Raw genomic sequence first — 13876 nt, 5'->3', positions numbered from 1 at the left:
TCCATGGAGCACATCACCCTGTCCGAAACCGAGTGGCGCAAGAAGCTCAGCCCGGAAGCCTATCACGTGCTGCGCGAGGCCGGGACCGAGCGGGCGTTTACAGGGCGTTACAACAACAACAAGGCGGACGGCATCTATCGCTGCGGCGGGTGCGCACTGCCATTGTTCGATTCGGCGGACAAATATGATTCCGGTTCGGGCTGGCCGAGCTTCACCCAGCCGATCGATCCCGAGAATGTCACCGACCATAGCGACGTCAGCCACGGCATGACCCGCACCGAAGCACGCTGTGCGCGCTGCGACGGGCATCTTGGCCATGTATTTCCCGACGGCCCGCCGCCGACCGGGCTGCGCTATTGCATGAACTCGCTCAGCCTCGAATTCCGCGCGCGCGGGAATGGCGACGAGGGGCGCGCCTAAACGATGCGGTTGATCGACCGGACGAGCGTTCCCGCGGCATCGTTCGCCAAGGCATGGCTTGCCGGATGGTTCGGCAAGCCTTAACGCTCTCAACCGCGCATGGCCCGCTCTTCCGCTTCTTCCCCCCGTTCTGCGCGCGCGCCCTTGTGGCGCCGTCGGGTGGTGCTCGCGTTGCAGATTCTGGCGGGACTGATGGTGCTCGCGTTCGCGGTGCTCGCGATCACCGTCTACGTCTCCGAAAGCCAGCTGCCGAGCTACGATGAACTGAAGTCGTCGCCCAACGGCCAGATGATCCGAGTCCATGCCGCCGATGGCACCGTCATCGTCTCGCTCGGGCCGAGTTACGGGGAATGGTTGCCGTACGACAGGATCCCGCTGGTGATGCGCGAGGCGATGGTCTCGGTCGAGGATCGCCGGTTCCGGTCGCACATCGGCGTCGATCCGATCGGGCTCGCCCGGTCGATCCGCTTTGCCTTCAACAACCGTGGGAACGGCCGCCGCCTGCAGGGCGCGTCGACGATCACGCAGCAGGTCGCGCGGACGATCTTCCTTTCGAACAAATACACCTACGGCCGCAAGGGTCGCGAGGCGCTGATCGCGCTCGCGCTCGAGCGCAAGTTCAGCAAGGACCAGATCCTCGAGCTGTACCTCAACAAGGTCTATTTCGGCGGAGGTGCCTACGGGATCGATGCGGCTTCACGGCGCTTTTTCGGGCATGGCGCGGAGACGCTGAGCCTTGCCGAAGCTGCGATCGTCGCGGGTCTGGTCAAGGCACCGTCGGCCTATTCGCCGACCGCCGATGCCGAGGCTGCGGTCGGTCGCGCGGGGGTCGTCATCGGTCTGATGCGCGAAACCGGCGCGATCACGGCCGAGCAGGCGGCAGAGGCCAACCCCAAGGACGTCAAGCTCGCCCCCGAACCGCGGCAGAACAGCGTTCGCTACTTTACCGACTGGGCGTTGCCGCAGCTCGAAGTGCTGATCGACGAGACGCAGCGTCCGCTCGAAGTGTGGACCACGCTCGACCTCGGGATGCAGCGCGCCGCCGATACCGCGATCCGCGCGAATGCACCGTCCGGTGCGCAAGGTGCCCTCGTCGCGATCGACCGCGACGGTGCGGTGCGCGCGATGGTCGGCGGGACCGATTACGTCTCCTCGATCTACAATCGCGCGACCCAGGCGCAACGCCAGCCGGGGTCCGCGTTCAAGCTGTTTGTCTATCTGGCGGCGCTCGAGGCGGGCCACAAGCCTGAGGATTCGATCGTCGACGAACCGATCACGATCGACGGCTGGAGCCCGCGCAACGACTCCCGCCGCAACTCTGGCGCGGTTTCGCTGCGCACCGCCTTTGCCTATTCGCTCAACACGATTGCCGCGAAGCTCGGGCAGGAGGTTGGGTTCGCGACCGTCGCCGACATGGCGCGGCGCTTCGGCATCACCACCAAGGTCAATACGCATCCCTCGATGGTGCTCGGCACGTCGGACGTGCGGCTGATCGACATGACCCGCGCCTTCGCAAGTGTCGGCAACAAGGGGGTCGCGGTGACGCCTTACGGAATCACCAAGGTGACCGCTTCGGGCGAGACGATCTATGCCCAGACGATCGACACCAGCCATGTGCTGGTCGCGCCCTATGTCGCCGCGCAGATGACCGACCTGCTACAGACGACGGTCAACACCGGCACGGGGCGCGCCGCACAGATCGGACGCCCGGTCGCGGGCAAGACCGGCACGACGACGTCGAGCAAGGACGGCTGGTTCCTTGGTTTCTCCAGCGGCCTGACGACGGGTGTATGGATGGGGCGCGACGATGCCAAGCCGATCGCGGGTCTCCACGGCGGGACCGCCCCGGCTCGCGCGTTCGCAGCGTTCATGAAGGTGGCGGTCGCCAATCGCCCGGTCGAACAGTTCGATACCAAGGTGACGTTGCCCGAATATCAGCTCGAGCCCGACCAAGAATCCTATTTCGGCGAAGCCGACAACGGGCTGTTCGTCGACGAGAACGGTGCGCCGCTCGAACCGGGCGTCGCACCGGCCCCCGTCGAGGGGCAACAGGTCGATCAGGACGGCAATCCGATCGTCCGCCAGCCGCGCCCAGCGGAACGCCCCGAGCAGGGTCAGGGGCAGGGCGCGGGACAGGATGGCACCGAACGTCCGGCGGAAGGCGAGAAGCTCGATCAGGCGTGGCTGGACCATGTGCTCGGTCGCGAAACGTCGCGCGCCAACACGCCTGCGCGCGCGCCGAACGCGCGTCAGTCGCCGGTTCCGGACCCCCGCCCGACCCAGTGAAGCGCCGCGCCATTGGCGCGTAGCCAGGCATGCGAGCGCGCCGGGTCGCTTTCGTCGAGCTGCGCGACCGCGCGGTGGAAATGCGGACCGTGATTCATGTGCAGCCGATGCGCGACTTCGTGCGCGACGGTCGAGCGGCGCACGAATGCCGGCATCAGGATCAGCCGCCAGCTGTAACGGATCGTCCCGCTCGAGGCACAACTGCCCCAGCGCGTCTTTGGGTCGCCCACCGCAACCTTGGCGACCGATACGCCCGCCCGCGCGGCAAACTCGGCGGTTTCCTCGCTCAGAACCCGCAAAGCTTCGCGGTGCAGCCACAGCGCGATACGGCGCGAAAGGCCATCGCGCGGCCCCCCGCAGCGCAGAATGTCGCCGTCCCGCACGATCCGGCGCGACGCGGTCTCCTCCCACGCGATCGTCAGCGTGCCGTCGCCGAACGGGAAGGCGCTTCCCGGCTCGAACGGAAGCGCCTGCGGCAGGCGCGCGCGCTGTTCGGCGATCCAGTCGGCCTTGCCCGCTGCCCAAGCGAGCGCGGTCTTGAGCGAAGCGCGCGGTGGCAATACCAGCCGCACGCGCCCCGTCGCGCTATCGACCGAAAGCCGCGCGCGCCGCGCACGCGCGTTGCGAACGACCTCGGGCGGATCGATCACAGCTCGCGGTCGACCAGATGATATTCGAGGTCGCCCGCATCATCCTCTGAGATCGTCCAGCCGCGCACCGATTGCCCCGCGCGGTGGACCGCCTCACGGTCGCCGCAGACGAGGTAATGCCACTCGTGCAACGGCTCGTCCGCCGCGCGCAGGCGATAGGCGCAGGTGGCGGGCAGCCAGTCGATCGTGCGGACGTTGTCGCGGCTGAGGCGGACGCATTCGCTGACATAGGCGTGGCGGTGCTTGTAGTTCGAGCAGAGTGCGGTCGACCGGTCGAGCAGGCGGCACGACACGTTGGTCGGCAGCAACTCGCCGGTTTCCTCATCCTCGAGCTTGTGGACGCAGCATTTGCCGCAGCCGTCGCACAATGCTTCCCACTGCCCGCGGTCGAGCGTGTCGATCGGCTCTTCCCAGAATTTACTGCTCACTTGACCCACCGTTCGAGTTCGTCCGCGACTGCTTGCGGCGTCTGGTCCTGCGGCAGCAACGCGATTGGCTTGCCGCTCGGTCCCATCAGAAAGGCAAAACGCCCGTGTGCGACGAGATATCCGCCATCGGCATTGGGCTTCTCCGCCTGGACGGCGACGCCGTACGCCCTGGTCAGCGCAGCGATTGCGGCGGGATCCCCGGTAAGACCCACCATGCGCGGATGGAACGCCGCGACGAACGTCTTGAGCACCGCGGGTGTATCGCGCGCCGGATCGACGGTCACGAAGATGGGGACCACCTTGGCGGCGCGCGTGGCGTCCTTCGCCTCGAACAGCCGCAATCCCGCACCGATCGTTTGCGCGTCGACCGGGCAGACGTCAGGGCAGAAGGTGTAGCCGAAATACATGATGCGATATCGCCCCGCGAAGTCGCGATCACTGCGCGGCTTGCCGTCCTGGTCGGTCAGCGTGAACGGCGCACCGATCCGCGCACCCTCCAGCGGAGCGTGCGTCGTGGGGGCGGGGCTGCTGCAGGCGATGGGAAGCGCGGTCAGCAGCAAGGCGGACAGCGCGCGAGCGATCTGGTTCATGGCGTGTTCCGTCATGATCTGTTAGGTCGCAGCACGCAAGCATTGCACCGGTTTCGCCTTCTGTCAGGACACTTATCCGATGACCCGTCGCCTCCTCGCCGCCGTGTTGACGCTCTCCGCCACGCCGCTTGTCCTTCTGGCCACCCCGGCCGTTGCGCAGATGGGCCAATCGGAGGGCTACAAGTTCCTGCAGGCGATCAAGGACGGGAAGGGGGACGAGGTCACCAAGTTCCTCGACAAGCCCGGGGCGACCGTCATCAACGCCAAGGACATCACCAGTGGAGACGGTGCGCTCCACATCGTCGTTCGGCGACAGGATTCCACCTATCTCAACTATTTGCTGGCGCGTGGCGCCGACCCCAACCTCCGCAACGAACGGGGCGAAACCCCGTTGCTGATCGCGTCGAGCCTGGGGTCGACCGACATGATCGAAACGCTCGTCAAGCACGGTGCGAACGTCAACATGGGCAATGCGAGCGGTGAAACCGCACTGATCCGCGCAGTGCAGCGCCGCGATACGACGATGGTGCGCAGCCTGATCGACCTTGGCGCGGACCCGGACCAGAAGGACCTGCTGCAGGGATCATCGGCACGCGATTATGCGCATCAGGACAAGCGCACCCCGGCGATCGCCGCACTGATCGACGCGGCCCCGAAGAAGGTCCGCAAGGCCGTGTCGGGACCCAAGCTCTAAATTTTTCGCGCGCGACCGCCCGTCAGCTGCGGATGGCGAGCAAGCCGTTTGCTTCCGGGTCGGTCAGCGCGATCATCCGCCGTGCCGCGCGTCGTGCGAAGGCCAGCGTCACGCGTTTGCGCGTCGCGGCGGACAGCGGATCGGTATGCGCCTCGCGCAGGATAGCGGCGTCGTAGCGGTCCGCGACGATGATTCCGGTGCGTTCGGGAAGGAACCCTTCGCGGTCGAGCGGGCTGGCATCGAAACCGGCGGGGACCGCCCAATAATAGCGGTCGCAGCAGCCGAGATATTCGGTCCACTTGTTATCGCCGAGCAAATCCGCGCGCGACACCTTGATCTCGACGATAACGATCTGTCCGCGTGCGTCGATCGCCATCAGGTCCGCGCGGCGATTGCCGTCCAGCGGAACTTCCGAAAGCGCGACGAGATCATGCCGCAGCAGCATCCGGATCGTGCCGCGCGCAACGTCCGCCGCACAGAGCGGCGATCCGGGTTCGTCTATGCAAGATTGCGGAGGGGAGTCTGGCGGATCGTGCAACATGCGCCGATCCTAGAACATTTCACGAACGCGTCAAACCCGACGCGGTGTGTTCAGCGGTAGAAGATGTGGTTGCCGATCGAGGCGACCTGCTGGCGATGCCAGCCCGGCGTGACCTGGCGCGCATGGAAGTACATCGCATCCGACGCAGGGCTGTCCCAGCTGTCGGCGAGGGCAACGCGCGCAACCGCGATGGCGGTGCGATATTGGCGGTTGGAGGGGACCGACGGCACATGCCCGCCACGAACGAACGAGAACTGGCCGCGCTGGGTCACGACCGAGCAGACCGACTTGGGGAAGTTGCCCGACTTGGTGCGGTTGAGGATGACTTCGGCAACCGCCAGCTGGCCGCTGAGGGGCTCGCCCTTGGCTTCGAAGTAGATCGCGCCGGCCATGCACTGGAGCTCGTCACCCATGTCATCCGGGACCGACTGTGCGGCAACCGCCGCGTCGAGGGTGCCGTAAGCGACGGTGTCGCCGTCCTGGAGGGTATCGCTGGTATCTTCGAGGGTCGTCGGGTCGGTAATGTCCGCTGCCTGGACGACGCCCGCTTCGGGAACCGAAGCAACGACCGGGGCGTTAATGGCCCGATCGAGTTGCTGGGCGAACCCCGGCGTGCCCGCGCCGATGATGGCGGCTGCGGTAAGGATCATGGTCGCGCAGGTCGCGACACGGTTGGCAAACGACATTCAAACTACAAAAATGCGGTTGGTGCACGGAGACAAACGATCTTTCGGTCGTTTATCCGGACAGCCCCCCGACTGCGTAACTCTACCGGATCGCACCCGGTGAAGCACAACGCTCAATCGATGGACCGTCTATTCAGGGCCGCAGCGGACCGGTCAACTGGCCAGGATTGTTTCTGCGGCGAATCGTTCCGGCGACGCGATGTCCAGTTCGATCACCCACAGATCCGGGTCGCGCGCGCGCCGGCGCTGCCAATACGACTCGCGCGCCAACGGGTCAAAGGCATCCGCCGGACCGGTTGGAATCAGCGCCGGTTGCCCGGTTGGGCCAAGCGCCCGCTCCACCAGCTGTGTATTGCCTTCATTATCGTTTAATATCAATAATATAGCGCCAGAACTCGGTTCACCGCGCGCACGCACCATCCCCATGCCACCCGCATCGTTGACGCGCTTGAGCAGCGCCGACACGAGCAGACCGGTCGGGAGGGTGGCACTCATGCCGTGCGATAGCCCGGGAGCGTCGCGAGCGGGATCTGCGAGCGCATGAACGTACCCGTTCCGCGGGCAGCTTCCTCGCCGTCCGCATCAACCAGTCGCGCCTCCGCAACGAACACCCGGCGATGCCCCGATACCCAGCGCCCCTCCGCCACGACGGGGCCTTCGCGCAAGGGTTTGGTCAGCAACAGGTTGAACGCGGTGGTCAGCAGGAACCGGTCGGTGACCAGGCTGTTGGCGGCGTAGAATGCCGCGTCGTCGAGCATCTTGAAGTAGCTGGTTCCATGCGCCGCGCCCCCGGCATGGAAGACGTCGGGGTGGATCGTGAACCGGATCCGCGCAATCCCGGCCGAAGGGATTTCGAGGGTGGAATCGAACAGCGTGTTGATCGGTGCGGCCGCGTAGAGCGCTTCCAGCGCCCGGAAATGCGCCGCCTCGCCCGACAGCGCGGGGTCAGGCGGCGTCACGCGCTTCATCCGCCATCAGCAATGCGACCAGTGCGTCGCGCGACCCTGCGCCCCGCAACTTGTCGACGAAATTGGCATCGCGCAGCATGCGCGAGACGCGCGCCAATGCCTTCAAATGCTCGGCACCCGCGTCGGGCGGGGACAACAGCATGAACACGATATCGACGGGAAGATCGTCGACTGCCGCGAATTCGATCGGGTTCGTCAGTCGGGCAAAGATACCGCAGACCTTGGGCAATCCGGCAAGCCGTCCGTGCGGAGTCGCGACACCGCGACCGAAGCCGGTCGACCCCAGCTTCTCGCGCGCGCCAACTGCCTCGGCGACCGCCGCCGCATCGACGCCGTAGACTTTGGACGCAACGCTGGCGAGGTGTTGAAACAGCAATTTGCGCGTGCCCGCGCTTTCGCGTTCGAGCACCGCATCGGTGCTCAGAAGGTCGTGCAAATCGGTCATCGCAATCCTTGAGCCCGCGTCAAGCACGGGTGCTTGCGCGGGCTCATAGCGCCGATCACGGATCGGCGAAAGCGGACCGCAACATTACGACACGCGCTGTGGTTCCACCCAACCGATCGTCCCGTCGCCGCGGCGGTACACCATGTTGTACGTGCCGGACAAAGAGTTGCGGAACAGCAATGCGGTCGTATTGCGCAAGTCGAGCATCATCACCGCATCGGACACGCTCGCATCGGGGATATCGACTCGCGTTTCGGCAACGATCAGCGGGAAATCCTCTGCTTCCTCTTCGGCGGTATGTTCCTGGAACAGCGTATAGCCGGCATCACTCGCGGCCACCTCTTCAGCGGTGGCGGATGCACTGGTCGGTGTTGCGCTGCGATCCTTCAGACGGCGCATGTACCGGCGGAGCTGCTTCTCGATTTTCCCCGCGGCCGAATCGAACGCGAGATGCGCCTCGGCGGCATCGCCACTCGCCTTCAGGATCAACCCTTGCATGACGTGACACACGATATCGCAGGTGAAGCGGTTGTCATGCGGTCCCTTGCCAAAGGTGACCTGTGCCGAGATCGTCCTGGCGAAATATTTGGTCGCTATGCCTTGGAGTCGCTCGTCGACATGGGTCCTGAGCGCTTCGCCCGTTTCGACCTGATGGCCGGAAACCCGAATATCCATGAGCACTTCTCCATACTGTACTGCCGGACTCCGCTGTACGGATGTTCCGGCTGGTAGATGACGTCTGCCGGACGCCTCGACCCCCCAATAGGTTGAATCAGTTGGCCGTCTCGCCTCCCCACAAAGGATTGACCACTGACTTCATAAACGCTGCATGCCGCACAAGATCCGCCTCCGGCACCGCGAAGGTCCGCGGCGGGCGCGCTTTCGCGGGCGTTGCCGGTGCGACGGGAAGGGCAACCTCGATCGTTTCGCTGACCAGGCCGAGCCCGATCTGCCGCCCGCCGGTCAGTTCGATATAGACCTGCGCGAGCAGCTGCGCGTCGAGCAATGCGCCGTGCAAGGTACGGTGGCTGCGATCGATCCCGTACCGGTTGCACAACGCATCGAGGCTGTGCTTCGCGCCGGGGTGCCGGATCCGTGCCATCGCGACGGTATCGATCATGCGTTGCATGTTGATCGCCGCACGGCTGCACCGCGTCAATTCGCCGTTGAGGAAGCCGAAGTCGAAGCTCGCATTATGCGCAACCAGCGGGCTGTCGCCGAGAAACTCGAGCAACGCATCCGCGCCGTGGTGAAACAGCGGCTTGTCCGACAGGAACGCGTCGCTCAGCCCGTGGACGCGCTGCGCCTCGGGCGGCATCGTGCGTTCGGGGTGGAAATAGGCGTGGAAGGTGCGGCCGGTCTCGACCTTGTTGATCATCTCGACGCATCCGATTTCGACCATGCGGTCACCATCGGAAAAGCTGAACCCCGTGGTTTCGGTGTCGAAGACGATCTCTCTCATAGGGTCATGATAGTGGGGTTTTGCGCGCGGCGAGGCAAGCGATGATCTGCCGCACCGCGTCACGCGTCGTATCCAGCGAACCCCCTGTCGGAACGACGAAATCTGCGCGCACGGTCTTTTCGACATCGGGCATTTGCCGCGCCAGAATCGCGTCGAGCTTGTCTGGAGTCATGCCGGCGCGCTGCAGAACGCGCGCGCGCTGCACCGACTCGGGCGCGGACGCGACGACGACCACATCGACGCGCGACTCGCCGCCGGTTTCGAACAGCAACGGAATGTCGAACAGGACGATCGGTGCCGCGGCATGCCGTTCCAGGAACGCTGCGCGATCCGCCTGGACCGCGGGATGGACGATCGCTTCGAGCCGCTTGAGCGCCGCGCCATCGCCCAGCACCATTGGCCCCAGTTTCACGCGATCGACTCCGCCGGGACCGGTCGATCCGGGAAAGGCGGCTTCGATCGCGGAGATCACCGCCGCATCCGACGCCTGCAACCGGTGGACCGCGGCGTCGGCATCGAACACCGGAACGCCCGCGTCCGCGAACATCGCAGCGACGGTCGATTTGCCCATCCCGATCGAACCGGTCAGGCCGATCGTGATCATGCCGTCAGCAACGCCCTGAGCCGCGTATCGTGGTCCTCGTCCCGCGGCGGTGCCACGCCGAAGAACAGCTCGAACGCAAGCGCTGCCTGGCCGATCAGCATCTCGAGCCCATCGATCGTATCGAGATCGCGCGCGCGGGCGGCCGCGAGCAACGGAGTCTCGAGCGGCGCATAGACGACGTCATAGACCAGCGCATCCTGCGGCAGCGGATCGAGGTCGATCGTCAGCGGTGCCTGACCCGTCATGCCGAGCGAACTCGCGTTGACCACCAGGGCGGCGGGCGGAAGCTGCGCGGTCAGCGGCAGCGCCTGTCCCTTGAGGCCAAACGACGACAGCAATGCCGCCGCCTTCAGCACGTTGCGGTTGAGCACCGTCACCGGACCGACCCCGAGTTTGGCCAGCGCGAACAACACCGCGCGCGCCGCCCCGCCGGCACCGATCACCACCACCGGCGCGCCGGTCAGATCGAGCCCATCGAGCGGCGCGTAGAATCCCGCGGCATCGGTATTGGTGCACAGGAACGCACCGTCTTCGCCGCGGAACACCGTATTTGCCGCACCGATCGTTTTCCGCACGTTGCCGGGATCCGCGATGTGATCGAACACCGCCTGTTTGTGCGGCAAGGTGACGTTGCAGCCGCGCCAGTCGGGGTCGGCGGTCCGCTCGGCGAAATAGGCGGCCAACCCTTCGGGTGCGACATGATGCGCGCGATAGCTGCCTTCCAGTTTGAGCGCATCGAGCCAGAATCCGTGGATGATCGGCGACTTCGAATGCGCGATCGGATCGCCGATGACTTCTGCATAGATCATGACGGCATCACTCCGCGGACACGTAGGTAATCGAGCACCTGCAACAGCGGCAGGCCAAGGACGGTGAACTGGCTTCCCTCGATCCGGGTGAACAGCTGCGCGCCCGGTCCCTCGATCCGGTAACAGCCGACACAGCCGGCGATCTCGGGCCATTCCTGGTCGAGATAGGTCTGGATGAACGCATCCGACAGGGTGCGCACGTGCATCTTGGCGCGATCGACCACCCGCCAGACCGGGCGTCCGCCCTCGGCGATCACCGCCGCACTGACGAGGTCGTGCCGCTTCCCCGACATCCGCGCGAGATGCGCGCCCGCTTCCTCGCGCGAGCGCGGCTTGTCGAGCATCGACCCGTCGTCGAGCACAACCACCGAGTCGCAACCGAGCACCAGCGCCTGACCGTCGCGCGACGACACCTTGACCGCCTTCAGTTCCGCCAGCGCATCCGCCATGTCGCGCGGCGCAAGCCCTTCCGCCAGCAGCGCGGCCTTGGCGGACTCCTCGTCGACGCTGGCCGAGACGGCGGTGAACGGGATTGCCGCGGCGGCGAGCATCGCGCGCCGCGACGCGCTTTGGGATGCGAGGACGACCCTCACAGGTCGCCTCGCGGTGCGATACCGCGTTCCCCCACCAACGCGATGATCGCGGCGGCGGTTTCCTCGATCGAGCGGCGCGTTACGTCGATCACTGGCCAGCCATTGTCCGCGAACATCCGCCGCGCATAAGCGACTTCGCGCGTAACCGATTCCTGGTCGACATAAGCAGTCTCGGTCTTCTGGTTGAGTGACAGCAACCGGTTGCGCCGGACCTGGATCAGCCGATCCGCACTCGTCGTCAGCCCGACGACAATCGGGTGCTTGAGCGAATACAGGCTGATTGGTGGGGGGCTTTCGATCACGATCGGAATGTTGGCGGTCTTGAACCCGCGATTGGCGAGATAGATCGACGTCGGCGTCTTGGACGAGCGCGATACACCCGCGAGCACGATGTCCGCTTCCTCCCAATCCTCGGCGAGGATGCCGTCGTCATGCGCGATCGTGAACTGGATCGCGTCGACCCGCGCGAAATAGGCGGCATCGAGCACGTGCTGCCGCCCCGGGCGTGCCTTGGCGGCCTGACCAAGCAACCCGGACAAGGCACCCGTCACGCCGTCCAGCGGCGCGACCGCGGGCAACCCGAGCGCGCGACACCGCGTCTCGAGCGTCGCGCGGGTCGCGCTGTTGACCAATGTGAACAGCACGAGCCCGGGATTCTGCGAAATTTCCTGCAGGATCCGTTCGAGATGCGCCTCGGTGCGCACCATCGGCCAGAAATGCCGGATCGTCTCGACGTCGTCATATTGCGCGAGCGCCGCCTTGGCGATGTTCTCGAGCGTCTCGCCGGTAGAATCCGACAAGAGATGGAGGTGAAGCCGCATCAGCCGCGCCCCTTGCAAAGGCCTGTGGATAACATGGGGATAACCGCTAGCGTAACTTCCCAGCCGCGCAAAGCCGCCACGAACGGTGGAAAACGCCCGAGTTTTCCACAATCGCGTGCACAGCCCCCCGATTTATCCACAGGCTGTGAATCATGGGGATGGAATCGCCGATCGTCTCGCTGAATCGGGCGTGCGATTCAGCCCGACCTGTTGGCATTTCCGGGACAATTGCCTAAGCCCCGACTTCCACCGACCAACAACCTTTATTACCTCATAAGAATCTAGACTCTTATTGAAGAGGGGATCCGCGATCCTTCCCGAACCGACTCCCGCCGGACCTCTGTCCGAGGCACCGTTCAAGCCGTTGCTCGCGACGCTGAAAGGACAACGCCAAGCCGTTCCGCCGATCTGGCTGATGCGGCAGGCGGGGCGATATCTGCCCGAATACCGGGCGTTGCGCGCCGAAAAGGGCGGGTTCCTCGCGCTGGTCAACGACAGTGCAGCGGCCGCGGAAGTGACGATCCAGCCGATCCGTCGCTTCGGATTCGATGGCGCGATCCTGTTTTCGGACATCCTGATGGTCCCGGCAGCGCTCGGGCAGGGGCTGACCTTCGGGGTCGGCGAAGGCCCCGCCTTGACTCCGCCGCTGGTCGACCATGCGCTGTCGTCGCTCGAACAGGCCCCAGAACGGCTGGAGCCGGTCTATGAGACGGTCCGCCAGGTCGCGGCGATGCTGGGTAGCGAAACGACCTTTCTCGGCTTTGCAGGGAGCCCCTGGACCGTCTCGACCTATATGGTCGCGGGCAAGGGTAGCCGTGACCAGAGCGAAACCCGCCGCTTCGCCTATGCCGACCCGAAAGCGTTCGGCGAGATCATCGACGCGATCGTGACGTCCACCGTCGACTATCTGTCGAAGCAGATCATCGCCGGGGTCGAGGCGGTGCAATTGTTCGACAGCTGGTCGGGCAGCCTCAGCCCCGCGCAATTCGAACGCTGGGTGATCGCGCCCAATGCGGCGATCGTCTCCCTGCTCCATGCGCGGCACCCGGGCGTACCGGTGATCGGCTTTCCGAAGGGGGCCGGTGAGAAATTGCCGATCTATGCGCGCGAAACCGGGGTCGATGCGGTCGGCGTCGACGAGACGATCAACCCCGAATGGGCGGCGGCGAACCTGCCTGAAGGGATGCCGGTCCAGGGCAATCTCGACCCGCTCGCACTGATCGCGGGCGGTCGCGATCTCGAGGCAGCGGCCGCACGAATCCTCAAGGCGTTCGAGCACCGCCCGCACGTCTTCAACCTCGGCCACGGCATTCTGCAGGACACGCCGATCGCGCATGTCGAGCAACTGCTCGCCTTTGTACGGAACGCATGATGGCTGGAATGCTCGGCAACGCCTATCTCTGGGTCAAGGCGGCGCATCTGATCTTCGTGATCTTCTGGATGGCGGGGCTGTTCATGCTGCCGCGCTATCTTGTCTATCACCAGGAAGCGCTGGCCGGTTCGGGCGGCGACGCAGGCTTATGGGTCGAGCGCGAGGCAAAGATCCGCAATATCATCCTGACGCCCGCGATGATCGTTGTCTGGGTGCTCGGGTTGTTGCTCGCCGCCAATGCCGGGCTGTTTTCGGGCGGGGCGGGGCTTGGTTGGTTGCATCTCAAGCTGCTGCTGGTCGTCGTCCTCACCGGCTATCACGGCTGGGCAGTCGGCTATGCGCGCAAGCTCAAGGCGGGCAAGCCGACGATGACCGGGCGGCAGTTGCGGATGATCAACGAAGTGCCAGCGGTGCTGGTGACGTTCATCGTGATCCTGGCGATCGTCCAGCCGTTCTGACGCGACCCCCCCAAACTCGCGCCCTAACGTCGCGCCTTGACGCCTTCCT

The 13876-nt window shown here is 65.2% G+C and carries 19 protein-coding genes; 5 read left to right on the top strand and 14 right to left on the bottom strand.

Going from position 1 to position 13876, the window contains the following annotated elements; genetic code table 11:
* Positions 1-3 precede the first annotated feature (3 nt).
* Positions 4-420, top strand: a complete 417-nt coding sequence (gene msrB, locus AC3WJR_RS15950; protein ID WP_354278695.1) for a peptide-methionine (R)-S-oxide reductase MsrB — start codon at positions 4-6, stop codon at positions 418-420.
* Between the two features lie 99 nt (positions 421-519).
* Entirely contained in the window at positions 520-2706 is a 2187-nt protein-coding gene (locus tag AC3WJR_RS15945) for a transglycosylase domain-containing protein (protein WP_492725958.1), read from the top strand.
* On the opposite strand, the gene AC3WJR_RS15940 is transcribed toward AC3WJR_RS15945, so the two are convergent.
* The 3 genes from AC3WJR_RS15940 to AC3WJR_RS15930 are packed head-to-tail and all read right to left on the bottom strand — an operon-like array spanning position 2670 to position 4389.
* The gene (locus tag AC3WJR_RS15940) at positions 2670-3356 is read right to left on the bottom strand and encodes a M48 family metallopeptidase (protein ID WP_492725956.1); all 687 of its coding nucleotides are present in this window, start codon (positions 3354-3356) and stop codon (positions 2670-2672) included. The genes AC3WJR_RS15945 and AC3WJR_RS15940 overlap by 37 nt on opposite strands.
* Entirely contained in the window at positions 3353-3793 is a 441-nt protein-coding gene (locus AC3WJR_RS15935) for a YcgN family cysteine cluster protein (protein ID WP_354278698.1), read from the bottom strand. Before AC3WJR_RS15935 ends, AC3WJR_RS15940 begins: the two co-directional genes overlap by 4 nt.
* The gene (locus AC3WJR_RS15930; RefSeq protein ID WP_492725954.1) at positions 3781-4389 is read right to left on the bottom strand and encodes an SCO family protein; all 609 of its coding nucleotides are present in this window, start codon (positions 4387-4389) and stop codon (positions 3781-3783) included. Before AC3WJR_RS15930 ends, AC3WJR_RS15935 begins: the two co-directional genes overlap by 13 nt.
* Before the next feature lie 64 nt (positions 4390-4453).
* Between AC3WJR_RS15930 and AC3WJR_RS15925 the strand changes: the two genes are divergently transcribed.
* Positions 4454-5068, top strand: a complete 615-nt coding sequence (locus AC3WJR_RS15925) for an ankyrin repeat domain-containing protein (RefSeq protein ID WP_492725953.1) — start codon at positions 4454-4456, stop codon at positions 5066-5068.
* A gap of 22 nt (positions 5069-5090) precedes the next feature.
* Here the strand turns inward: AC3WJR_RS15925 and AC3WJR_RS15920 are convergent, their stop codons facing one another.
* The 11 genes from AC3WJR_RS15920 to AC3WJR_RS15870 all read right to left on the bottom strand — a co-directional run bounded on the left by AC3WJR_RS15920 (position 5091) and on the right by AC3WJR_RS15870 (position 11997).
* The gene (locus AC3WJR_RS15920) at positions 5091-5609 is read right to left on the bottom strand and encodes an MmcB family DNA repair protein (protein ID WP_354278701.1); all 519 of its coding nucleotides are present in this window, start codon (positions 5607-5609) and stop codon (positions 5091-5093) included.
* 50 nt (positions 5610-5659) lie between these two features.
* Complete coding sequence (locus tag AC3WJR_RS15915; protein WP_492725951.1) at positions 5660-6295, bottom strand: cell wall hydrolase; 636 nt, start codon at positions 6293-6295, stop codon at positions 5660-5662.
* Between the two features lie 153 nt (positions 6296-6448).
* Positions 6449-6790 (bottom strand): DUF1491 family protein, encoded by a 342-nt coding sequence (locus tag AC3WJR_RS15910; protein ID WP_492725949.1) that lies wholly within the window; start codon positions 6788-6790, stop codon positions 6449-6451.
* Complete coding sequence (locus tag AC3WJR_RS15905; protein WP_354278704.1) at positions 6787-7263, bottom strand: PaaI family thioesterase; 477 nt, start codon at positions 7261-7263, stop codon at positions 6787-6789. Before AC3WJR_RS15905 ends, AC3WJR_RS15910 begins: the two co-directional genes overlap by 4 nt.
* Positions 7241-7708: a PTS sugar transporter subunit IIA gene (locus AC3WJR_RS15900; RefSeq protein ID WP_492725948.1), complete on the bottom strand. Its 468-nt coding sequence runs from the start codon at positions 7706-7708 to the stop codon at positions 7241-7243. The genes AC3WJR_RS15905 and AC3WJR_RS15900 overlap by 23 nt, the downstream gene beginning before the upstream one ends.
* Before the next feature lie 84 nt (positions 7709-7792).
* Positions 7793-8383: a ribosome hibernation-promoting factor, HPF/YfiA family gene (hpf, locus tag AC3WJR_RS15895; RefSeq protein ID WP_492725946.1), complete on the bottom strand. Its 591-nt coding sequence runs from the start codon at positions 8381-8383 to the stop codon at positions 7793-7795.
* Between the two features lie 97 nt (positions 8384-8480).
* Positions 8481-9170, bottom strand: a complete 690-nt coding sequence (gene dnaQ, locus AC3WJR_RS15890; protein ID WP_354278707.1) for a DNA polymerase III subunit epsilon — start codon at positions 9168-9170, stop codon at positions 8481-8483.
* A gap of 4 nt (positions 9171-9174) precedes the next feature.
* A complete protein-coding gene (gene coaE / locus AC3WJR_RS15885; protein WP_492725943.1) occupies positions 9175-9774 on the bottom strand; it encodes a dephospho-CoA kinase in 600 nt (199 codons plus the stop codon).
* Positions 9771-10583, bottom strand: coding sequence for a shikimate dehydrogenase (gene aroE / locus AC3WJR_RS15880; RefSeq protein ID WP_492725941.1), 813 nt, complete (start codon positions 10581-10583; stop codon positions 9771-9773). The genes coaE and aroE overlap by 4 nt, the downstream gene beginning before the upstream one ends.
* Positions 10580-11176 carry a Maf family protein gene (locus AC3WJR_RS15875; protein ID WP_492725939.1) on the bottom strand — a complete coding sequence of 199 codons (597 nt, stop codon included), beginning with the start codon at positions 11174-11176 and terminating at the stop codon, positions 10580-10582. The genes aroE and AC3WJR_RS15875 overlap by 4 nt, the downstream gene beginning before the upstream one ends.
* Positions 11173-11997: a pyruvate, water dikinase regulatory protein gene (locus AC3WJR_RS15870; protein ID WP_492725937.1), complete on the bottom strand. Its 825-nt coding sequence runs from the start codon at positions 11995-11997 to the stop codon at positions 11173-11175. The genes AC3WJR_RS15875 and AC3WJR_RS15870 overlap by 4 nt, the downstream gene beginning before the upstream one ends.
* 340 nt (positions 11998-12337) lie before the next feature.
* Between AC3WJR_RS15870 and hemE the strand changes: the two genes are divergently transcribed.
* Positions 12338-13369 carry a uroporphyrinogen decarboxylase gene (gene hemE, locus AC3WJR_RS15865; RefSeq protein ID WP_492726199.1) on the top strand — a complete coding sequence of 344 codons (1032 nt, stop codon included), beginning with the start codon at positions 12338-12340 and terminating at the stop codon, positions 13367-13369.
* Positions 13369-13827: a HemJ family protein gene (locus AC3WJR_RS15860; protein ID WP_492725935.1), complete on the top strand. Its 459-nt coding sequence runs from the start codon at positions 13369-13371 to the stop codon at positions 13825-13827. The genes hemE and AC3WJR_RS15860 overlap by 1 nt, the downstream gene beginning before the upstream one ends.
* Positions 13828-13876: the final 49 nt, after the last annotated feature.

This window comes from Sphingomonas sp. FW306-05-A (genome assembly GCF_058782275.1).
Note: the sequence above shows the minus strand (reverse complement) of the source record. Positions and strands in the feature narration are given on the sequence as shown.